At 37.0% G+C, this 19546-nt stretch carries 15 protein-coding genes; 4 read left to right on the forward strand and 11 right to left on the reverse strand.

Annotated elements, in window-relative coordinates:
- The 4 genes from EPU_RS12130 to EPU_RS09145 all read left to right on the forward strand — a co-directional run.
- On the forward strand, nt 1-1400 hold a 1400-nt coding region (locus EPU_RS12130), incomplete at its 5' end, for a sulfatase-like hydrolase/transferase (protein WP_010168670.1).
- Nucleotides 1401-1419: 19 nt separating this feature from the next.
- A complete protein-coding gene (locus tag EPU_RS12135) occupies nt 1420-1974 on the forward strand; it encodes a hypothetical protein (RefSeq protein WP_010168672.1) in 555 nt (184 codons plus the stop codon).
- A 330-nt stretch (nt 1975-2304) separates the two neighbouring features.
- The gene (locus EPU_RS12140; protein WP_052296498.1) at nt 2305-3312 is read left to right on the forward strand and encodes a GGDEF domain-containing protein; all 1008 of its coding nucleotides are present in this window, start codon (nt 2305-2307) and stop codon (nt 3310-3312) included.
- A gap of 158 nt (nt 3313-3470) precedes the next feature.
- A complete protein-coding gene (locus EPU_RS09145) occupies nt 3471-3782 on the forward strand; it encodes a hypothetical protein (protein ID WP_010168678.1) in 312 nt (103 codons plus the stop codon).
- Nucleotides 3783-4017: 235 nt separating this feature from the next.
- On the opposite strand, the gene pulA is transcribed toward EPU_RS09145, so the two are convergent.
- From pulA to EPU_RS13970, 11 genes are all read right to left on the reverse strand, one after another.
- A complete protein-coding gene (pulA, locus tag EPU_RS12145; RefSeq protein ID WP_052296499.1) occupies nt 4018-5877 on the reverse strand; it encodes a type I pullulanase in 1860 nt (619 codons plus the stop codon).
- 15 nt (nt 5878-5892) lie between these two features.
- On the reverse strand, nt 5893-7830 hold the full coding sequence (locus EPU_RS09155; protein WP_029488298.1) for an amylo-alpha-1,6-glucosidase: 1938 nt from the start codon (nt 7828-7830) through the stop codon (nt 5893-5895).
- Between the two features lie 264 nt (nt 7831-8094).
- Nucleotides 8095-9177 carry an ABC transporter ATP-binding protein gene (locus EPU_RS09160; protein ID WP_198006414.1) on the reverse strand — a complete coding sequence of 361 codons (1083 nt, stop codon included), beginning with the start codon at nt 9175-9177 and terminating at the stop codon, nt 8095-8097.
- 63 nt (nt 9178-9240) lie between these two features.
- The gene (locus tag EPU_RS09165; protein ID WP_010168686.1) at nt 9241-10131 is read right to left on the reverse strand and encodes a sugar ABC transporter permease; all 891 of its coding nucleotides are present in this window, start codon (nt 10129-10131) and stop codon (nt 9241-9243) included.
- 3 nt (nt 10132-10134) lie between these two features.
- Nucleotides 10135-12216, reverse strand: coding sequence for a carbohydrate ABC transporter permease (locus EPU_RS12815; protein ID WP_052296500.1), 2082 nt, complete (start codon nt 12214-12216; stop codon nt 10135-10137).
- A gap of 33 nt (nt 12217-12249) precedes the next feature.
- Nucleotides 12250-12570, reverse strand: coding sequence for a hypothetical protein (locus EPU_RS09175; protein WP_156778422.1), 321 nt, complete (start codon nt 12568-12570; stop codon nt 12250-12252).
- Between the two features lie 156 nt (nt 12571-12726).
- A complete protein-coding gene (locus EPU_RS09180; protein WP_010168691.1) occupies nt 12727-14058 on the reverse strand; it encodes a sugar ABC transporter substrate-binding protein in 1332 nt (443 codons plus the stop codon).
- A gap of 296 nt (nt 14059-14354) precedes the next feature.
- Nucleotides 14355-16103, reverse strand: coding sequence for a glycoside hydrolase family 13 protein (locus tag EPU_RS09185; protein ID WP_010168693.1), 1749 nt, complete (start codon nt 16101-16103; stop codon nt 14355-14357).
- 268 nt (nt 16104-16371) lie between these two features.
- On the reverse strand, nt 16372-18012 hold the full coding sequence (locus EPU_RS09190; RefSeq protein WP_010168695.1) for an extracellular solute-binding protein: 1641 nt from the start codon (nt 18010-18012) through the stop codon (nt 16372-16374).
- Nucleotides 18013-18110: 98 nt separating this feature from the next.
- The gene (locus EPU_RS09195) at nt 18111-19019 is read right to left on the reverse strand and encodes a LacI family DNA-binding transcriptional regulator (protein WP_010168697.1); all 909 of its coding nucleotides are present in this window, start codon (nt 19017-19019) and stop codon (nt 18111-18113) included.
- 318 nt (nt 19020-19337) lie between these two features.
- Nucleotides 19338-19546: hypothetical protein (locus tag EPU_RS13970; protein ID WP_010168699.1), on the reverse strand; the 209-nt coding region annotated here is incomplete at its 5' end.

Raw genomic sequence — 19546 nt, forward strand, 5'->3', positions numbered from 1 at the left:
CTATGGGGCAGAAGGATATAAAGACCCCGAATATCGATGCGTTGGCAGAAGAGGGGGTTCGGTTTCAGCAAGCATACTCGACTTCTTCGGTGTGTACACCAGCCAGATACGGACTTCTAACAGGGCAATACCCATTTTCAAATAATCAGATTAGAATTTTGCCAGGAAATGCGCAGCATTGCTTAATATCTAAAGAACAAATTACGCTTCCGAAAATGTTTAAGGCAGCAGAATATAATACTGCGGTTATAGGCAAATGGCACTTGGGGCTTGGCGATGGAGCAGTCGATTGGAACGGATATATCGAGCACACTCCAAATGATGTCGGATTTGATTATTCGTTTATATTTCCGGGAACAAATGACAGAGTACCAACAGTGTTTGTAAAAAATCATCACGTGCACAACTTAGATGCGGACGATCCGATGACGGTTTTTTATGGAGCAGAAGACAAATGTTCGTTTATTGATCAGATAGACACATATAAAAAAGATCCCGACAAGTTGAGAATTACATCTACTCACGGGCACTCAAATATGATAGTAAATGGYGTAGGACGCATTGGGTATATGAAAGGCGGAAAGGCAGCGATCTGGAAAGACGAAGAGTTGACTGATACTTTTTTAACACAGGCAAAAGAGTTTATGGACTCTAGTGATCAGGCACCGTTTTTCTTATACTTTGCCGCGCATCAGCCACACGTTCCAAGATTGGCAAATCCAAAATTTGTGGGAGCCACAGAGATGGGGCCTCGAGGCGATGTGATAGCAGAATTTGATTACACTGTTGGAGAAATCGTGGCTTATCTAAAGGAGAAAAATTTATTAGAGGATACGATAATAATAATTTCTAGCGATAACGGACCAGTATTTGACGATGGCTATAACGATCACGCATTTGAGCTTGCAGGAAAGCATAAGCCAGCTGGACCATTTAGAGCCGGAAAGTATAGTAAATACGAAGGCGGAGTGCGTATTCCTTTTATATTGTCTTGGAAGGGACATACAGCGAAGACGATTTCTCCTGCCATAGTGAGCCAAGYCGACCTACTGGCCTCGTTTGCCAATCTGATAAATGTGGATGTTGCAGATGTRGACAGTCTCAACATGCTAAATGCATTTATGGGCAAAGATAGCATTGGTAGAAGCGAAGTGATGTTCGAAAATAATGATAAAGTGGTAATGTTACGTCAAAATCAATGGGTATTTTTGCCTAAGAGTGCTCAGGTGTATGAAGATATTCCGAATCAACGCGACTTTGGCAATGGCCCTGAGGATCAACTATTCAATTTGGACTTTGATATAAAGCAACAAGACAATGTCGCAAAGGCATATCCTACAATTGTAAATTCTATGCGCCAAACATTAGCCGAGTATGGATTTTTGAAAGCAACACTATAACAAAGATAGAGTGTGTATTATGGATGTAAAAATATTGAGAGAATTAGCAATTCACACATCGCCATATACCGACGATTTGCCAGCAAAAGACTACGTTCCAGGAGAGCCTCTAAAACGCAAAGACGTCTGGGGCAGAGGTGCGGCGCAAATATTTGGCTCTGTGGGCAAAGATATGCACGACGAATATGATATCGAATTTATGAAAAGAACCGTTGGAAAATGTGGATTAGTATACTATGGATGCTGCGAACCGCTGGATAAAAAAGTTGACATCGTAGAGAAGATTCCGAACTTGCGAAAGATTTCGATAACACCATGGGCAGACGTGGAAAATGCGGCAGAAGTGATCGGCAAAAAATACGTAATAGCATCTAAGCCGAACCCCGCAAATGTGGCAACTGCGGTGCTAGATAAAGACCTAATCAAAGCAGAGCTTGGCAAAATTTTGGATGCTTGCAACAAGAATTCTTGTAATGTTGAGATAACGCTCAAGGATATTAGTACTTGTAATTATAGTTTACAAACTTTACGTGATTGGGAACAAATTGTTATGGATATGGTGAAAAATTATTAATTTTTTGTTCTTGTCTTATTCTATTGACAAATTTTATTTAAGTATTTAAACTGTAACTAACGGCAATAGRAAAAACTTGGAAAAGGAGAATGAGGTATGTATGCACATCCAATTGCCAGAGTTGCAACTACCACAATATTTTAAATGTTACAAAACTTCAAAAAACTAAAGTCATCGCGATTAGATTATCAAGTGTCGATTCTGATGTTAGTAATTATCAGTATTTCGTGTTCCTTGGTTGCAATATTTGTTTATAATACGAGCTATGATAACATGCTAGTATCGTTAGAGGATAGAGGAGATGCGGTTTTACAATACGTGGAGGCAAATATGAATCCTACGATATTTACAGAGATAACAGAGCAGAGCGATATGAGCGGTCAGCTCTATATGGATACACATGTTTTTTTGAAGAATGCTCGAGAAGCTACCGGGGCGAAATATCTTTATACAGCAACATACAACGAAAACAAAGAATTAATCTATCACGTTGATGGGCTTCCGCAATCTAGTCCCGATTTTAGAGTACCTGGAGATTTGATAGAAGAAGAGTTTAAGCCAGATTTAATGACTGCGATGACTGGCAATGCAGTATTATCTGGAGAGATTTTGCTTACCGAATGGGGTGAAGTTTTTGTAGCATACTACCCAATACGCTATGCCATGGATGGAAGCGTAATAGGCGCTTTGGGATTAGAATTTTCTGCAGGAGACCAATACGCCCTGTATATTAAGCTCAGAAATTTTACAGTCATATTTATTGGTGTGGTGTGCTTTATTGCATCTGTGATATCACGGATAATGTTTCAAAGAATATCAAATCCACATTTTCAGGATATCTATAATACGGATTCGTTAACGGGGCTCAAAAATCGTATTGCGTATGATTTGGATGTTAACAACCTAATACAGCGAAATGCTTTGCAAAACTATATGGTAATGCTGGCAGATTTAAACGGACTTAAGATGATAAATGATAAGTATGGGCATAAGCTTGGAGATTTTTATATTAGTTCAGCGGCAAAAGCACTAGCTCTAGATTCAAAAAAAGACCATGTGATATATAGAATTGGCGGAGATGAATTTGTCGTATTATTTAATCATCACAATAAAACGCGAGCGCATAAGTATATACATAATATGAGATTGCACTTAACAGAATTATGCGCAGATGACATTGCTGGCGCTAATATAGCGGTTGGAATATCATTGTGCGAGGGGTCTAGTGTTGAACATTGGGAAAAGGCGCAAGAGCAGGCCGACTTTGCTATGTATGCAGATAAAAAAGAATTTTACCGCAAGAACAGAGAATTGGATGCTCGAAGGATGAAATCTTAATAAGAGGACTTGACGAAAAGAACAGTTATGTTAATATCAACTAACGCAATAGCTAATGGTAAGAACAGACCTGTATTTAATATGTGGGTAGGCAATTTTTTTGAGCCATATTACTCTGATTTATGGCGCTTTGACAACGCTGTTGCGGATCTAAAAAAATGGGATTTAATACCATAAGTTTAGATAGCAAACTGTCTGACGATTTCGTAAACTTTTATGCAGGTGGTGAGCCCAGCCAATATATTAAAGGACAACGTTACCTGGCCGATGCATGTGCCAGAGAGGGGATGGGGCTAACCTACCTTGCTTTATTTAATGGGGGAGATAATTTGTATCCAGATATTCGAGATTATCCTCCTACATTTATAGATCAGCCGCGTCAAAAAAATGGCAATCTAATTCGTGGCTACCGACATTGGTCTACCGCGCAGCAAGATGCGAAAGCGAGTTTACTACATTTGACGAAATAGATTTACCAGACGTGTGGATCAAAATTGGTTCAGAGACGTTTCCGCTTAGTGAGCCTAAAATGAAACGTTATACTGATAATCCAAAAAGGCCCCCTCATATTCAAGAGGGGGAAGGGAGGTATCTTATCATATGTTATTTAGGTCATCTTCAGAAGTACAGATTTCTGGAAAAATTCATTTCCTGATACTATCATATGACGATCTTCTTAAAAGGTTACACTTTTTCTGAAAGTTTTTAAATATTTTTTTGAGTAGTGTAGACAGGAATGCTCTCATCTTTGGACATATTGATTGTTATCAGTAAATCYTTTATTTGGTAAAATACTGTGTTATCAACTACTTTTATACTAGTGTATTCCGCAACGTCTGTCGCAGTGTCAAAGAAATAATCATGATGYTCTTTTCTGAATGCAATTAACCCTTTTACAAAATCTATCAATTCGTAATTCAGCTCATCATACTTAATGCGGTTGATCTCCTCACTGCTCTTATACGAATTTTCGATGCCCAGCTTGGTTCGCTGCCCTTCGCAACCGCCATGTAAAAACGGCACTCCCTGACCTAGCAATATAAAGGTATATGCCAGTTGCATTTGGCGTAGAATGTCTGAAGTGTGTTCCTCGAAAACATAATAGAGCTCATCGAATAGCGTATAATTATCATGGCACGATACGTACGCTATACTTTGTAGTGGAGACGAATAATTGGAAGCCGTAAGCAATTCTCGTACCACATCTTCTAGATTGCTAGTAACATGGCCGATAATTAGCTGTTTACATTTATTTCTAAATTCGTCGTTAAAAAATCCGATAGTAGGTATTTGGGCAAAGTTTGACTGAATAGCGCATTGCTCATCTGGAATTACTGTATGCATATTCCATCCTTCGCCATATAAATATATATTGGGATTAATTTTGGTTAGAGTATCTTTTATCAGTTGCATGGTTTGTATATCGTGAATGCCCATCAGATCAAATCTATAGCCAGCAAAGCCAAATGTTTCTGTCAAATAAGCTAGCGAATCAACAATAAATTTGCGCACCATAAACCTTTCTGATGCGACCTCGTTACCGCATCCCGATGCATTTCCAGGGCTCCCATTATTATATCTAAAGTAATAGTATGGCACCAACTTTTCGTAGGAAAATTCTTGTAGAGCATGAACATGGTTATAGACTACATCCATTATTACTCCAATCCCATCATCATGGCAAGTGTTAACCAGCGTGATTAGTTCGTTAATGCGTTCGTATGGATCATTTTGATTGCAACTATACTTGCCTTCCATAACATTGTATTGAACAGGATCATAKCCCCAATTGTATTCTCTAGATTTGTCGCGCTCATCGATGGACCCGAAATCGAATATAGGCAATAATTGTATGTGAGTTATACCGAGACTTTTAATGTAATCGTAGCCAGCTATTTTTTGAAAGTTAGTTGTGATCCCCGATTCTATAAACCCTTTGAACTTTCCGGGATGCTCAAAATTGCATTTTGGGTCGGTGGTAAAGTCCCGAATATGCGTTTCGTATATAATAGAATCTCGCTCAGGTACTGTTAAAAACGATTTTCTTGGAATGACTTTTTTAGGATTTACTACATAATTGTAAAGGGAATTTATGGCTCCAGACCTAGAATAAGGATCGAGAGTTTTCTCTTTTGTTAGATGCTCAACTTCTAGCATATACCCAACACCTTCCAAATCTCTTCGGATTTTTGCATAGTATACACCATTGCCGATATATCGCATCTCATATGTGGTATCATCGGTAAAGCAAACGTTAACACTAAATGCGGTAGGTGCCCAAGCAAAAAATTCACTATATTCTCCGTAATAAAAACTGCCCAATTGCCCATCATACTTATTGTCCTGCTCAAACTTTTTGGTATGAACAATAAAACGATATTCTACAGGATAGGTAGCATCATCGATCTGGATGTAATATTTTTTGCGAAGGCTTATTTCTATCGGCAATGTGCAGCTACTGTGAAAAAATACTAAGCCGTGTTCTTGTGCTCCATCCAAAAATATTGCCTTGCCATTAAAATCGTCGCTAGTAATCACATTATAATCATCAAAATAAAAGTTCATTGATTTACTCCTTCATTATATATTTARTTCTAAAACTATTTTTAAAATTTCGCATACACTCCAACCTTGGGCAAAGCAGCCTCTAGAAATGGCAGGAAACATTCCGTCGTATATTTCGGCGATTTGTCCGACGCAACCTTCTCGTAGGCAATCGGCAAAATGATCTATTTGCTTTGTTACTAATTTAACAGCGGCATCGCTATAGTGATTAACTTTTAGGTAAGCTCTGAAATATGAGCCTAGTGGAAATGGCCACACGGTTCCTTGGTGATATGACAAATCGCGTTTTTTTAGATTGCCGCTGTATTCTGCAACAAATTCAGCATCTTCAACCGCGAGAGTGCGGAGTCCATATGGAGTATAAAGTTTTTCGTATACGCAGGTTACAACTTCTTCGGCRATATGATCAGGCAGTGGCGAAAAAGGTACAGAGACCGCCCAAATTTGATTACACCTTATCTGATTGTCGTAATCGTTTCCCGAAACTACATCTTTCAAACATTTTTTACTTGCATTATAAAATTTATTGACAAAATTGATTTTAGTAGTCTCTATGAGGGCAGTATATTCAGCGACGGGTTCTCCAATTAAATTTCCAAGTTTTTCTAATATGCATAAGCCGCTGTACCAGTAGGCATTGATTTCCACGGGTTTTCCATGTCGAGGCGTTGGCAATATATTCTCATATCTAACATCCATCCAGGTAAGTTGCATGAGCCCGCTACCTGCTGTAATCAGTCCATCGGTATCCATTTTGATATCGAAGTCGGTGCCATTTTTGTAGCTATCGATTATTTCGACTATTGCAGGATACATTCTTTTGACAAACTCGATGTCGTCACTTTTTTTATAGTGTAAGTATACAGCCTGAATAAATAACAACGAAGCATCTACGGTGTTGTATAAAGGTGGGTTATCTCCTTCTGGAAACAGATTTGGCATTATGCCATTGTGTAGATATTTTACGAAGGTTTGCAATATATTTTCGCTTTGTTCAAATCGATTTGTTGCGATGCAAGCACCTTCTATAGTATACATTGTGTCTCGACCCCAATCCAAAAAAAACGGATAGCCAGCTATTAGTGTCAACCCATCAACCGACTCGCGTTGTACTACATATGCATCGCTGGCACGTACCAATGTTTTGGCAAGATCGCTTGTCGCATTGCTTATCCTAAATAATTTTTCGAGGCGATAATATTCATCTTTTATGAGACTGGTTACATTGGTGTTAGTGTTTTGGGTCGAAAATATTAAATCAACCTCGGTAGAATCGCTTATGTCGTAGCAATACGTAAGCTTCTTTGCCGCGCAACCATATGCAAAACGGCCATCTCGCGCATCATAATTAAAGTATAAATCGCGTACAAATTCCAAATCATTTTCAAGCACGTCAGTGGCAGTAGTTGTGATAAAGAGCGCCATACCATTAGACTCTACTTTGTTATCCGAAATGGAAAATTCTTGAAAAGTTTGTAACAGTGAACCGCGTTCTACAAACTGATAATACGGTGTTACATGTAAAGTTACCGTCTTTTTGGCAGGATTGTAGATAGAATATTTAATGCCCACTGTATTTTCTCCATGAGCTAATACGATTTCTTTTGTAATTTCGATGCCTTCAACGAGATAGGTGAAGGCAATAATATATTCTTGTGTCACATTTATTAAATACTTTTCTCCGTCTAAATTTTTGCTATAATCCACAAACTTTTGTGAACTTAAATTAAAGTATTTGCCATCAATAATAATTTCTTCGTCCAGCCTACTAACCATATTAATGCGTATGTCTGGAGCTTTTATGGCGGCCATAAGAAGTGCGTGATCATTTCTAGTTAAAGAATTTGCCAATGTTAGTGAAGAATATCCACCCAATCCATTGGTCAGTAAAAACACATTTTCTTCTGCTCGCAACTTGTCTTTGAGGTCATTGCAACCATAACTAAATTTCATTTGCAGATCTCCTTTTATATTGKGATACGTGTAAGAGTAGCAGTGATTTGAGATATTTTCAAGGCTGTAAAGATATTATGTAGATGAATGATCCTCTCGCGGAAGATCATTCATAGTCTTATTTTGTAGTCCAATTGTAAAAACATTCTAAATAGCACATTTAAGCGCTTTCTCTGTTTGTCGAAAGAATCTCCCATGACAAAGATTCTTTCTAATGTTATTATTACCTAAAATATTTAAAATTAAACATGAAATACAAAAAAATTAATTAATTCTTTCTTGAGTTTGGCCGTCAAAAAAATGTAGCGCATCTTTGTCAAACGCAAAGCGATGCATTTCGCCACTCTTATAGTGCAGATGCCCTGGGGTGGTAATTACAAAATTTTGCCCATTTTCAAATTTAGCATGGATAGTTTTTTCTTTGCCCAAAAGCTCAACAACGTCTAATGTGCATTCAAAAGCATTTTCAGATAAATTATCTGTTAGGAAGCGCTCAGAACGAATACCAACAAAAACTGGCTTGCCTTCATATGCTTTGAGAATTTCATCTGCATTTGGAGTGATCTTAATTTTTCCATCTTGCGAAACAAATTCCCCATCCTTTAGCGATCCTTCTATAAGATTCATTGTTGGGGATCCTATAAATTTAGCAACGAATACATTTTCTGGCCTGTTATAAAAGTCTTCTGGGCTGCCCACTTGCTGTATTTTTCCATCGTTCATTAAGACTATTTTGGTTGCCATTGTCATGGCTTCTACTTGGTCGTGAGTTACGTATATAGAAGTCGTCTCTAGTGATTTGTGCAGCTTCACAAGCTCAACTCTCATATGTTCTCTTAACTTTGCGTCTAAGTTTGATAGCGGTTCGTCCATTAGGAAAACTTTTGGCTTTCGCACCATGGCTCGGCCTAGCGCCACTCTTTGTCTTTGRCCTCCAGATATATCAGATGGCTTCGAATATAAATAATTTTCGATTTGCAGYACCTGGGCGGCTTCCATAACTCGCTCGTGAATTAATTTTTTTGGCTCTTTTCTCATAGCAAGCGAGAATGCCATATTATCGTATACTGTCATATGAGGATATAGTGCGTACGATTGAAATACCATGGCTATATTTCTATCTTTTGACGGTACTTTATTTACTCGCTTATCACCAAAAATTAAATCTCCTTCTGTAACAGAGTTTAACCCGGCAATCATTCGTAACAAGGTGGTTTTGCCGCACCCAGATGGCCCAAGTATAACGCAAAAGTCTTTATCTTCTATTTCTAAATTGATGTTTCTGAGAGTAAAATTTTCACGCCCTTCATACTTTTTTCCAATATTATCTAATATAACCTTCACAATATCTGCCTCCTTTTTTAAATACAATTGAAGAGTAGGCTTATATAGCAAGCCTATTCTTATTTTCTATTTTACTGCCCCACTTGCAAGCCCCGAAATTAATTGCTTTTGAAGTACAGTAAACAGAATAACCGTCGGTACTGCAATTAACAATCCGCCAGCCGCAAAAGCTGGTTCATTCATATTCTCTTGGTCATTTATAAAAGTAAATAGTCCGGCAGCTAGAGTATATGACTCTGGATTTGTTAGAATAACTTTTGGAAGCAGATAGTCCATAAACGGCCCGAGAAACGACCAAAGAGCAATGATGGCAAGCATCGGTCTGGCAATTGGCAAGATGATTAATCTATATACTTTTAAGTTGGAGCAACCATCAATTTTGGCCGCGTCATCCAGCTCCATAGAAATTGAATCCAAATACCCTTTGAGAATAAACGTATTACCTGCAATACCACCTGCAGAATATATTAAGATAAGCATCATCTGACGTGAAAAAAACGGAAGCACGTCAGAAATAATAGAGTACATAGTAAAATATGCTGTAAGCCCCGCAAAGGCAGGAATAGTTTGAATCAACATAATAGTCATCAATGATGCTTTTCTTCCTTTAAAGCGATATCTGGAATATGCAAATCCTGTAAATGAYACAAATAATAAAGTTATAAGCGCTGTGGCAACGGATATAAAAATTGTATTGAGCATCCATTTTGGATATAAAGTTTCGGTAAAAATATATTCAAAGTGCTCAATTGAAAATTCAAAACCGCCATTCATAATGATATATTCTTGTTGCATACCATTAAACGCAGATACAACCATCTGGTATATTGGCCACAAAATAGCGATTGTCCAACAGATTAATGCGACATAACTAAACCCAAGCCCCACTTTACCAAGAGTGTTTAACGGCTGGCGATCTCCAAGATAAAGGTTTGACTTTTTCTTTTTTAACGTCATAGTCTACTCCTCCTTGAATGCTTTCGAATTTTTAAATCCAATAAACGTAAATATCATCAAAGCCAGCGAAATAATCATTGTAACTGCAGCACCAACTGCCTGCTGCTGATTATCCATCGTTAGYTTGTAGATATACGAAATGAGGATGTCTGTTGACCCGGCTAGGTTTCCATATACCGATGGATTAAATGGCCCACCTCCATTAAATAAATARATAATAGAGAAATTGTTAAAATTGAAGGTGTATTGCCCTATCAAAAGCGGTGCGGTCTGGAACAATACTATTGGCAGAGTAATCTTCGCAAGTCGTTGCCATACTGTGGCCCCATCAATTTGTGCCGCTTCGTATAGATCCGACGGGATAGCTTGTAAAACTCCTGTCGATAGCAAAAATACATACGCACTACCCAACCATCCTTGCATTAAAATCAGAACGATTCTGGTTTGCATTGGATTRTTTTTGATATCCAGCGTTAGTCCAGTAAKATTATTTAACATCTGAGTTAAAACTCCTTGACGAGCAAACATTATTCCAAAGAACATAATGCTAATAAAACCTGGGATAGCCCATGGTAAAATAAATAYACCTCTGAAAAATCCTTTGCCTTTAATGCGCTCGTTGTTGGTAAGTAATGCAAGTCCAAATCCTAATAGAATTGCAAATGTTGTTGCGACRAAAGTCCAAATCAATGTCCAGCCCAAAATTGCCCAGAACACTGTACCAATCATGCCTTCTGCAGTAGCAAGCTCAAAATAATTTTGCATTCCCACCCACTGAAACTTCGATTGATGCTTGGGATCCATATTTGTAAATGAAAGCAAAATGGTTGTACAAAGAGGAACAATAACTATAAACAAAACGACAATTAAAGCAGGAAGCGAAACTAAATAAGGAAAGCCTTCTTCCAAAATACTACGCTTGGTTTCGAACCAATTTTTAGGGCGAATTCCTTTTACCATATTTTTGGTAACGCTTTTAACGTCGATATAGCTAATAATTAAAACTSCGATTGCTAACAAAATCAAAACTAGTGCAATGATTCCTTCTACCATAAAAATCATAGACTTGTTTAATTTAGATGTGCCGTTTGCTAATGACCAAAGACTCATAATGCCGTCAGCTTGATAGTTTCCGAAACCACATGCATACGGAATCGCTATGCCATAGATAAAAAATGATCCTATCAAAAACATCCACATCTTAGCGATTTGTCCATTTAAATATTGCCCTACTCCTGGTATCAAGCAAGTTGCCAATGCACGAGATGATAGAGTGCCATCAATTTCGGACGGTACAGTTCTAAGCACGTTAGATTCGTTATCATCGATTACAGCAAGTTTTTGTTTAATAGCTTTGGTAGTTTCATATGTTTTGTTTTCAATCACTTCTGCATAATATTTGGATGGAATCAAAGAATTTCGTAAAATGAGAATATCTTTTTTCTTTCGAGCAATTAGTTGCCGTTTTTCGTTTTCGATCGCTTTGTCCGAAATTAATCCTTGCTTTTTCTTATTTTTGAGGCTCCGTAAATTTTCCTTATACTGCGTTTCAATGGCTGCTTTTTGAGTCTTGTATTCTTGTGTTCCGGCGGCTTCTTTTTCGGCATCCTTGTTGTTGGCAGCGGCTTTGGCCTCTTCTAGTTCCTTTGAATTCAACTCAAGATGATCGATTACTTCTTTCATTTGCTCGAATACTACGACAGCTCTTTTATACCTCATTTCAGCATCATAGCATAAATCTACATATGGCTGGTAAAATTCAACTTCTACAGTAGCCTTAAAGTATCTTGTTTTTAGTGCAACAGCTTGCTTRCTTTCAGAATTTATCGAAGCTTTAAATGTTTCGGTACTCGTTTTTAATTTTTCTAAAAATACCTTTTCCTTCTGTTCGTACTCTCGTAATTTTATGATATATTCATGAGAATCTTTGTTCTTTTTTAGCTCACTCAATTGTTTCTTTAAACCAGATTTGGTTTTTCTATCTTTAGTGTGTGCAATCTCATTTTCTAAATTTGCTATGTCATTCAAATATAGATTTTTGCGATTATAAGCATTGCCTATATAGTCATAAAGTTTTTGCTCCAAATGTCCTCCTCCTTTATCATTAACAACAAATCCTTATAGATGCTTTATTTTCACGAAATCTTCATCTCTTGCTCGTAGTTTTGCTTTTTTTGTATCTAAATCATTTTCTATAATTTGCCAAAGTTTTAATAAAATTACCATATTGATGCCATATGCCATTAATTTGATATAGTATAGAATATTGGCGAAATCTTGTTCCATTGCAACAGAAATTAGGCCACCTATTAGCATAACTTCCCATACGACGCAAAATAATTTTCCTACCCGTAGTTTTGCAAAAGTAACGTAAGTATATAACGCCATTAATACCGGAACTGTTAGTCTTTCAAAAAAATGACCATACAGAATCAGCATATACTGATCTCCCCAAAGTTCAAAATATTCTGGATTGCCTGAACGCCATAAAACTTGTATACACTCACAAAAAATTAAGACGGAACAAGCAATCACAATACTATAAAAAATCGATTGCGGCATCTTAGTGCTCGCAAACATTAATCACAATCCTTTCTAGAATCCTGCCATCATCGATTTAAATGAAGCCTGAACTTGTGCGTATGCTTCTTCTACGTTTTTAGGTTTTGTTGAAGACCAAGAGAGCAACGCGTTTTGCCAAGTACCCCAAACTTGACCCCACTCGGTAAACAACGGTCTAGCAACAGCTTTGTCATAAGACTCAATTGTAGCGTCAATAATCAGTTTGTTCATAGGGCTAAGATTGGAGAGGTTATATTCATCAACAGAGACATTCTCTAAAATTTTTCCTGTTGTTTCAAATAAAAGTTCTGCATGATCTGGGTTTACAATTTCCATAATTAATTCTTGTGCCAGCGCCATTTTATTAGGGTCTTCTTCTAGTCTCGCGTTTATAGCAAGTCCCCATCCGCTTTTCCAGTGAGTGAGTGGATCTCCGTTAATTAAAACTTGATCCAAAGGAAGTATCTCTAAATCAGCACCATTATTTGTTTTCTCTGCCATAGCTGGACCAGCCCAAGGTCCGTCTAGACGAATAGAAGTAGGTCCGCCGGTTGTAAATGCAGCATCAATATATCCCCAAGCTGCACTCTTATCCCAAAGGTCTGTTGCCGCGTCGTAGTGATCTTTCCAGTAATCATAAAGCGTTGTAAAAAATTCTTGTTGCTTTGTAGTTAGTTGCGAGAAGTTTTTGGTTAAATCAGAAGTGAATGTTCCGTCTGGACTCATACTCAACAAGTTTAAGTTAACAGCATTTGTAAATGAAACACCATACCAAGCGTCGTGAACCACGCTTAACATATCTTGATATTCCAAATCACTAAATTCAATTGGTTTGTAGATATCTATTCCATGTGCCTTAGCGTTCGCTGTGTTTGCGTACACTATTAACGATTCTATATTAAATGGAAACGCCAAATAGTGCCCATCAATTTTAAAAGCTCCGCCGAGTCCGCCATCAAAATTGTCCCATCCGCCAAGTTTGGCAGCCATAGCTGGAGCATCAATTGTAGCAAGTACCTCGTTTTGCGCCATTCCATAAATTCTATCCAATGGTATTGCAAACACATCTGGTATATCTTTATTCGTAATAGATGTGGAATCGATCAAATCATATACATCAAATGGTCCGATTTCAATGATTTCGATTTCGGATAATGGATTTTCTGCTAATACTCGAGCGACGGCAGCTTCGTAGTGTGGTACCCAAGAAGCCTCGGCCTGAACTGTGATCTTAGCATCGATGCCGTCTGCAGAAATATCGTTTGGTGCAACAATTGTTTCTGCCTCATCATCGCCACCAAAGAAGCATCCAGACATTGTGGTGGTCATCAGCATTGCCATCATTAAACATTTAAATTTTTTCATATTTTTCTCTCCCCTTCCAAATTCATGTCTATAGCATATAGTATTGACCAAAAAATTAAATTAGCATCATGTATTTATTGGCAATTTATATATATAGGCAATTTATATATAAGCAATTTATATATAAGCAATTTATATATAGGCAGCGTATTAACTATAACAGCTCAATTAAATTGTAACGCGCCACCTTTAATAAAAATTTTTTTAGCAACTGTTATAATGTGACTTGTGATGTACCAGCGGATGCAACGGTCGATGATGTAGTAACGAATTTCTTAATAGCTGATGATGCCAATCTATAGTTTTAAAATTACCACTCCATCAGGTTTCAGTACGCTTCCCTGTAACTTGTTTTCGTATAAAATTTTGCCAACAATGTCTAGGGTCAGATCTTCTGTGGAGCAATTCAGTATAATGCGCAAGTCTTCGCGGTCGTGTTCTAGTTTAATGTATTCTACGCATCGAGGATTTGGAATACTGTTGGTGAAATGGTAATGTAAACTTTTGGAGGCATTTTCGGTTTTGCGGATATGAATCAACTGCTTAACCTTTTCGATTCGAGCTTGGTATTGCGGAGTCTCGATTTTTTCCCATGGCATGCAACGTCGACAATCTGGGTCGTGTTTGCCTTCGAGAAAAACTTCGGTGCCATAATATATACAAGGGCTTCCGGGCATTGTAAAGAGGATCGCAAGCTGCTGTAAAGCCTGGTCGATGTTCCCGTTGCATAGATTAATAAGCCTTTGAGTGTCGTGGCTGTCGATGAGATTAAAGAGCACGTTGTTAGTTTGTTGCATATACATGGTGTAGCAGCGGTTAATTTTATGCTTCAAAGTTTGGTTGGTCAATTTTTCATCCATAAAAAAGTCCGAAACGCTGCTAGTCATTGGGTAATTCATTACTGAATCATACTCATCTCCCTGGAGCCAATTAATGGAGTTGTGCCAAATTTCTCCTAGCAAATAGATCTCTGGCTTTAACGCGTGGGTTCGTTGTCTAATTTTTCTTAAGAAAGCATGAGAAACTTCGTTTCCGACATCAAATCGAATGGCATCGATATCAAATTCTTGAATCCATAACTCGCAGATCTGGCAAAAATATTCGATYACCTCATCGTTGTTGGTGTTTAACTTTGGCATACCATCAGTAAATGCAAAGGAGTAAAAACGGCCGTCTCGAGTATCGCCTCGCTTAGATACCTCATCCCAATTGTTTACCATAAACCAGTCTTTATATTTTGAGGCATCGCCGTTCTTCATAACATCTAGCCAAGGCTTAAATTTGCGACCGCTATGATTAAAAACGGCGTCCACCATAATTTTGATGCCTTTTTCATGTGCGGCTGCAACTAATTTTTTGAAGTCTTGATTAGACCCAAAACTGGGATCAATTTTAGTATAGTCTGTTGTATCATATTTATGAGTAGACTCAGCATCCATCATAGGTGTAAAGTAAATTCCAGTAATTCCCAAATCTTGCAAATAAGAGAGTTTGCTGGTGATGCCTAGAATATCGCCACCAAACCTTTCTTCGTTTTTAACTGGGCCATCCTCGCGCCAAGGTACCGCTGTTGAGTCGTCGCGATATTTATAAAAACGATCAGGAAATATCTGATACCAGACCGTATCATTAACCCAATTTGGAGTGGTTTGAATATCGATAATATTCATCCAAGGCATGATAAAATATTGTAGAGTTTTTTTATTGCGATCGAGTTGCTCTTTGCTAATAATACCATCTTCGAAGTAATACCAAATTTCGTCTTTGGAATGCAGTTCAAAGTAATATTTGCAGCGTTTAAACGGAGGGGTTATAGTAGTGGTCCACCAAACTTGAGTATCTAAATCTTTTTTGAAAGGTATTTCGGCTTTGGTACCTTTCCATTTTGCGCTACCACCCATAATGCCATATTCGTATGGGTCACCGTGCCAGATATATACTTTATCAACGTCATATCCGGTTTTAATATTGATTACAAGCTCATTAACATTAAGTGGATAACACATGTGTTCAGAAGTTCTATGAAATACGCCATTAAAATCCATTTTGTCCTCACCTCATATTAGTGTAATGATTTTAACTATTAATTTTATTGCTGAATTTCATTTATGCATTTTTACAATAAAACAAATAGTTAATATATGATATATTATATAAAAATAAGCATAAAATATTCAAAAAAAAAACCTGAAAAAGATTGTTAAGTAAATAGTTATCACCGAAAACTTATTACGGACTTGTTAAAAAAAACTCGTTAAGGTTAAAAAAAAAACTCGTTAAGTTAAAATATGGAAATTTTTGCAGTTTTAAAAATTAATTTAAGCTTTCCATTTTTCGGTCATATGCACTCTGGTTTACTGCTAAATACTCCGCCAACCCAAGTTTTGCTAATTGAGCTATATATTCATCCCAACTCGCATCGATATCTTTTTTGCCAGTAATAAATTCAGCAACAGCTTGATCTACATATAAATTTAAATTAGTTACGATATCCACAATAATTCTTGATTCCTCAGTATTATATGCCAACTTCGGCAACATCGTTTTTTCATCTTGCGCTACAGGGAGATAGTCGTTTACTGCAGAATTATATAATACATACTCGATATCATGCTCTGGAGGTTGCGTAACTTCGAATTCTAATTCATATCCATCCCAATTATATAAAGGGCCCATACTATTCCAAGACAAATTTGTTACTTGATCTCCAGAAATTCTCGTATATTTTGCTGGTTCGTTTATAAGATTGACGGCGCCCTCTGGTGCGAGAACGTATCTTCCCTCATTCAAAAAACCTAGAGTATTAAAAATTCTTCCCTCTGCCGTGTACATATAATCAAAATATCTCATAACGGCTTCTGGGTTTTGGCATTTATTGGTAATAACCATAGAAGACATGCCATAATTGGGAGTGTGTGCAGCAGAAATAACGCCTTCCGGACCTTCTAGAGGAGGCAACGCGATATACTGTGTCCAGCGATCTTTGTCGGCTATATTGGCAATGACCGATGCGGATCCGCCTCCGGTTGCTCCCAATATAGAAATCTCAGGATTTGAGCCAAGCTTTAGCAATTCGTCTTTGCCTTGCGAGAAAACGAGTTCATCCAATAAGCCTTCAGAATATAATTTGTTCATATATTTAAGATATTCTTTAAACTCAGGACTAGCTTTAACATAATATAATTGTCCATTTGCATCGACGTTAATGTATCCAGTAGATGGGGATGCTGGAATAAATGCGTTTAATATAAAGGGCATCGGGTCACCGTTCCACGCTTTTATGGAACCCGACAGTGGAATTTCGTCGTTGGGATCGCCATTGTTATTTGCGTCCTGCTCTTTAAAAGCCTTTAGCACCTGATAAAACTCTTCTGTAGTTTCTGGAACTTCTAGGTTTAAATTATTGAGCCATTGTTGATTTAGCCACATTCTATAAGAAGTTTGAGAGTGAGTAGCGCCACCAATTCTGGGAACGACATATAAATTGCCATCTTCCATAGTCCAATTATTTCTAACCATAGGATTTTCATCCAAAGCCTTCTTAATATTCGGAGCATACTGATCGATCAAATCGTTTAGAGGCAAAAATATGCCCTGCTGACCATATAATAGCAACTCCGAAAGACCTAGAGACATGTCTAAAATAACATCAGTGTAGTCTCCACTAGTCATCATCACATTAAATTTTTGTTTTGAATCCGCACCAGTGACTTCTATAAAATCAATAGTAACTCCTGTTAAGTCTTCCATATATGCAGTGAAAGGATTGGTCTCGTATGTAGTAACGCTTGGTCGAAGAGGCGCAAAAGCTGTAAACGAAACCGTTTCGCCTTCCTGTACAATAGGATAGGTTCCCACTTCTGTATAATTTGCTAGACTAATTTTATCTGCTATCTCATTGGAGCAACCTGCGATAAAGCATCCAAGTACAATTGGTAATAAAAATAATTTCATAATAATTTCCTCCTTGATTCATTATATCAAAGATGTGCAGTTGATTCAATACATTGTCATAAATATAATCTCCCGTGTGAGAAGGAGATTATATCTAGTTAGTATTTTACGATAAAACTTGGAACTTGAATGTCATGAACATCATGAAAAATTTGCAACGTTAATAAGTTATGAAGAATTTTCACAACACGAGTTATTTTAGTAACCGCATCAGTACAAATCACTTGCATATTAGAAACAACTTCATCTGCGCAGGATATCACTCCGACCAATTGATTAGCAGGCAAAATATTTAGTAATCGAACAGACGTCCATTCTCCAAAAACTAAATAATTTTTTGTCGGATCCAAGGCAAGTTTATTAGTATCATGATTTATGATTATGCGATTTTTGGTTGCTAATTGTTCTAAAGAATTGATATGAAGTAGATTGGAATCTGGCTCTATGATGATAAAAAAATTGTCGCCAAGTAATTCGACGGCTTGCTGATATAAGATAGGATAATCGGTATTGACTCGATAAAATAAATCATCGTTATTATTGCAGTCCAATAAAATTAAAGGAAAATAAATGTAGTAAGAAAGCTCTATTATCGAGGCATAGTCTATATTTAACAAGATAACTCCTTGAAGTATATAGCTATTTATATGGGAAAAATTATTGCGTAAAGTTGCTAATGATATTATTTCTACCTCGTATCCTAGCATTTTTATATTGGTTTTTAGAAGATCAATTTTTCGGTATAATTCAAATAAGTAATTTTTACTCTGGTTATCTTCTAAGTTTACTACAATACCGATTTGATTTGTTTGTATAGACTTAGTCAAGGACTTGGTGTTAAAGTTGGGTATATAATTTAGTTTCTTTGCGGCATCAAATACCCGTAACCTAGTATCATGACTAATTTTTTCTTTCTCAGAATAATTTAATACGTATGATACAGTTGCAACTGATACTCCTGCCAATTCGGCTATGTCTCTCATTGTTGCTGGTTTTTTATATTCCATATTTCTCCTATTTTGTACTATTTTTTTGTACAATTTTTATTTTARTTTTTATTACCTGTATTAAATAGTAAATTAATATATAATTCTTGTCAATATGTTTTGTAATTTCTAGCACATTTACCAATAGATTTTTTGTTAACTTATAATTTTTACAAAAAGATGTTTTTGTTAAGTAAGATTTTTATCTGGCACAAAACTATTTGAATATATGATAAGTGAAAAAAAATGCACAACTAATTTTGATTTAGCTAAAAATCTCCCCCCTCAGTAATTAATTTCAAAAAGGGCATGGTAATCCAYGCCCTCTCTTATTAATTTTTATTTCCATTCAACTATTGTCCAGTGCACTCCGTCTGGAGCAAAAAATGTGAAAGATTGTTCACCAAATTCATTGCTAGATAATTCGCTCACCTCTGTTGCATCTGATTTTGCCACTTTGGCCTGAAGCTCTTTTATCTCCGTTGTCTTATAGCTGGCACTGCATAATCCACGTGCCCCTGGTTTGGACTTTCCAATTATATCTACCA

Origin of the sequence: Candidatus Epulonipiscium viviparus (genome assembly GCF_000171335.1) — a bacterium.
Taxonomy (GTDB): domain Bacteria; phylum Bacillota; class Clostridia; order Lachnospirales; family Cellulosilyticaceae; genus Epulonipiscioides; species Epulonipiscioides viviparus.

Bases quoted from the DNA above. Each gene is read 5' to 3' on its own strand.
- EPU_RS12135 (WP_010168672.1), top strand. From the start codon at position 1,420: ATGGATGTAAAAATATTGAGAGAATTAGCAATTCACACATCGCCATAT.
- EPU_RS12140 (WP_052296498.1), top strand. From the start codon at position 2,305: ATGAATCCTACGATATTTACAGAGATAACAGAGCAGAGCGATATGAGC.
- EPU_RS09145 (WP_010168678.1), top strand. From the start codon at position 3,471: ATGGGATTTAATACCATAAGTTTAGATAGCAAACTGTCTGACGATTTC.
- EPU_RS09175 (WP_156778422.1), bottom strand. From the start codon at position 12,570: ATGCTGATTCTGTATGGTCATTTTTTTGAAAGACTAACAGTTCCGGTA.
- EPU_RS09180 (WP_010168691.1), bottom strand. From the start codon at position 14,058: ATGAAAAAATTTAAATGTTTAATGATGGCAATGCTGATGACCACCACA.
- EPU_RS09190 (WP_010168695.1), bottom strand. From the start codon at position 18,012: ATGAAATTATTTTTATTACCAATTGTACTTGGATGCTTTATCGCAGGT.
- EPU_RS09195 (WP_010168697.1), bottom strand. From the start codon at position 19,019: ATGGAATATAAAAAACCAGCAACAATGAGAGACATAGCCGAATTGGCA.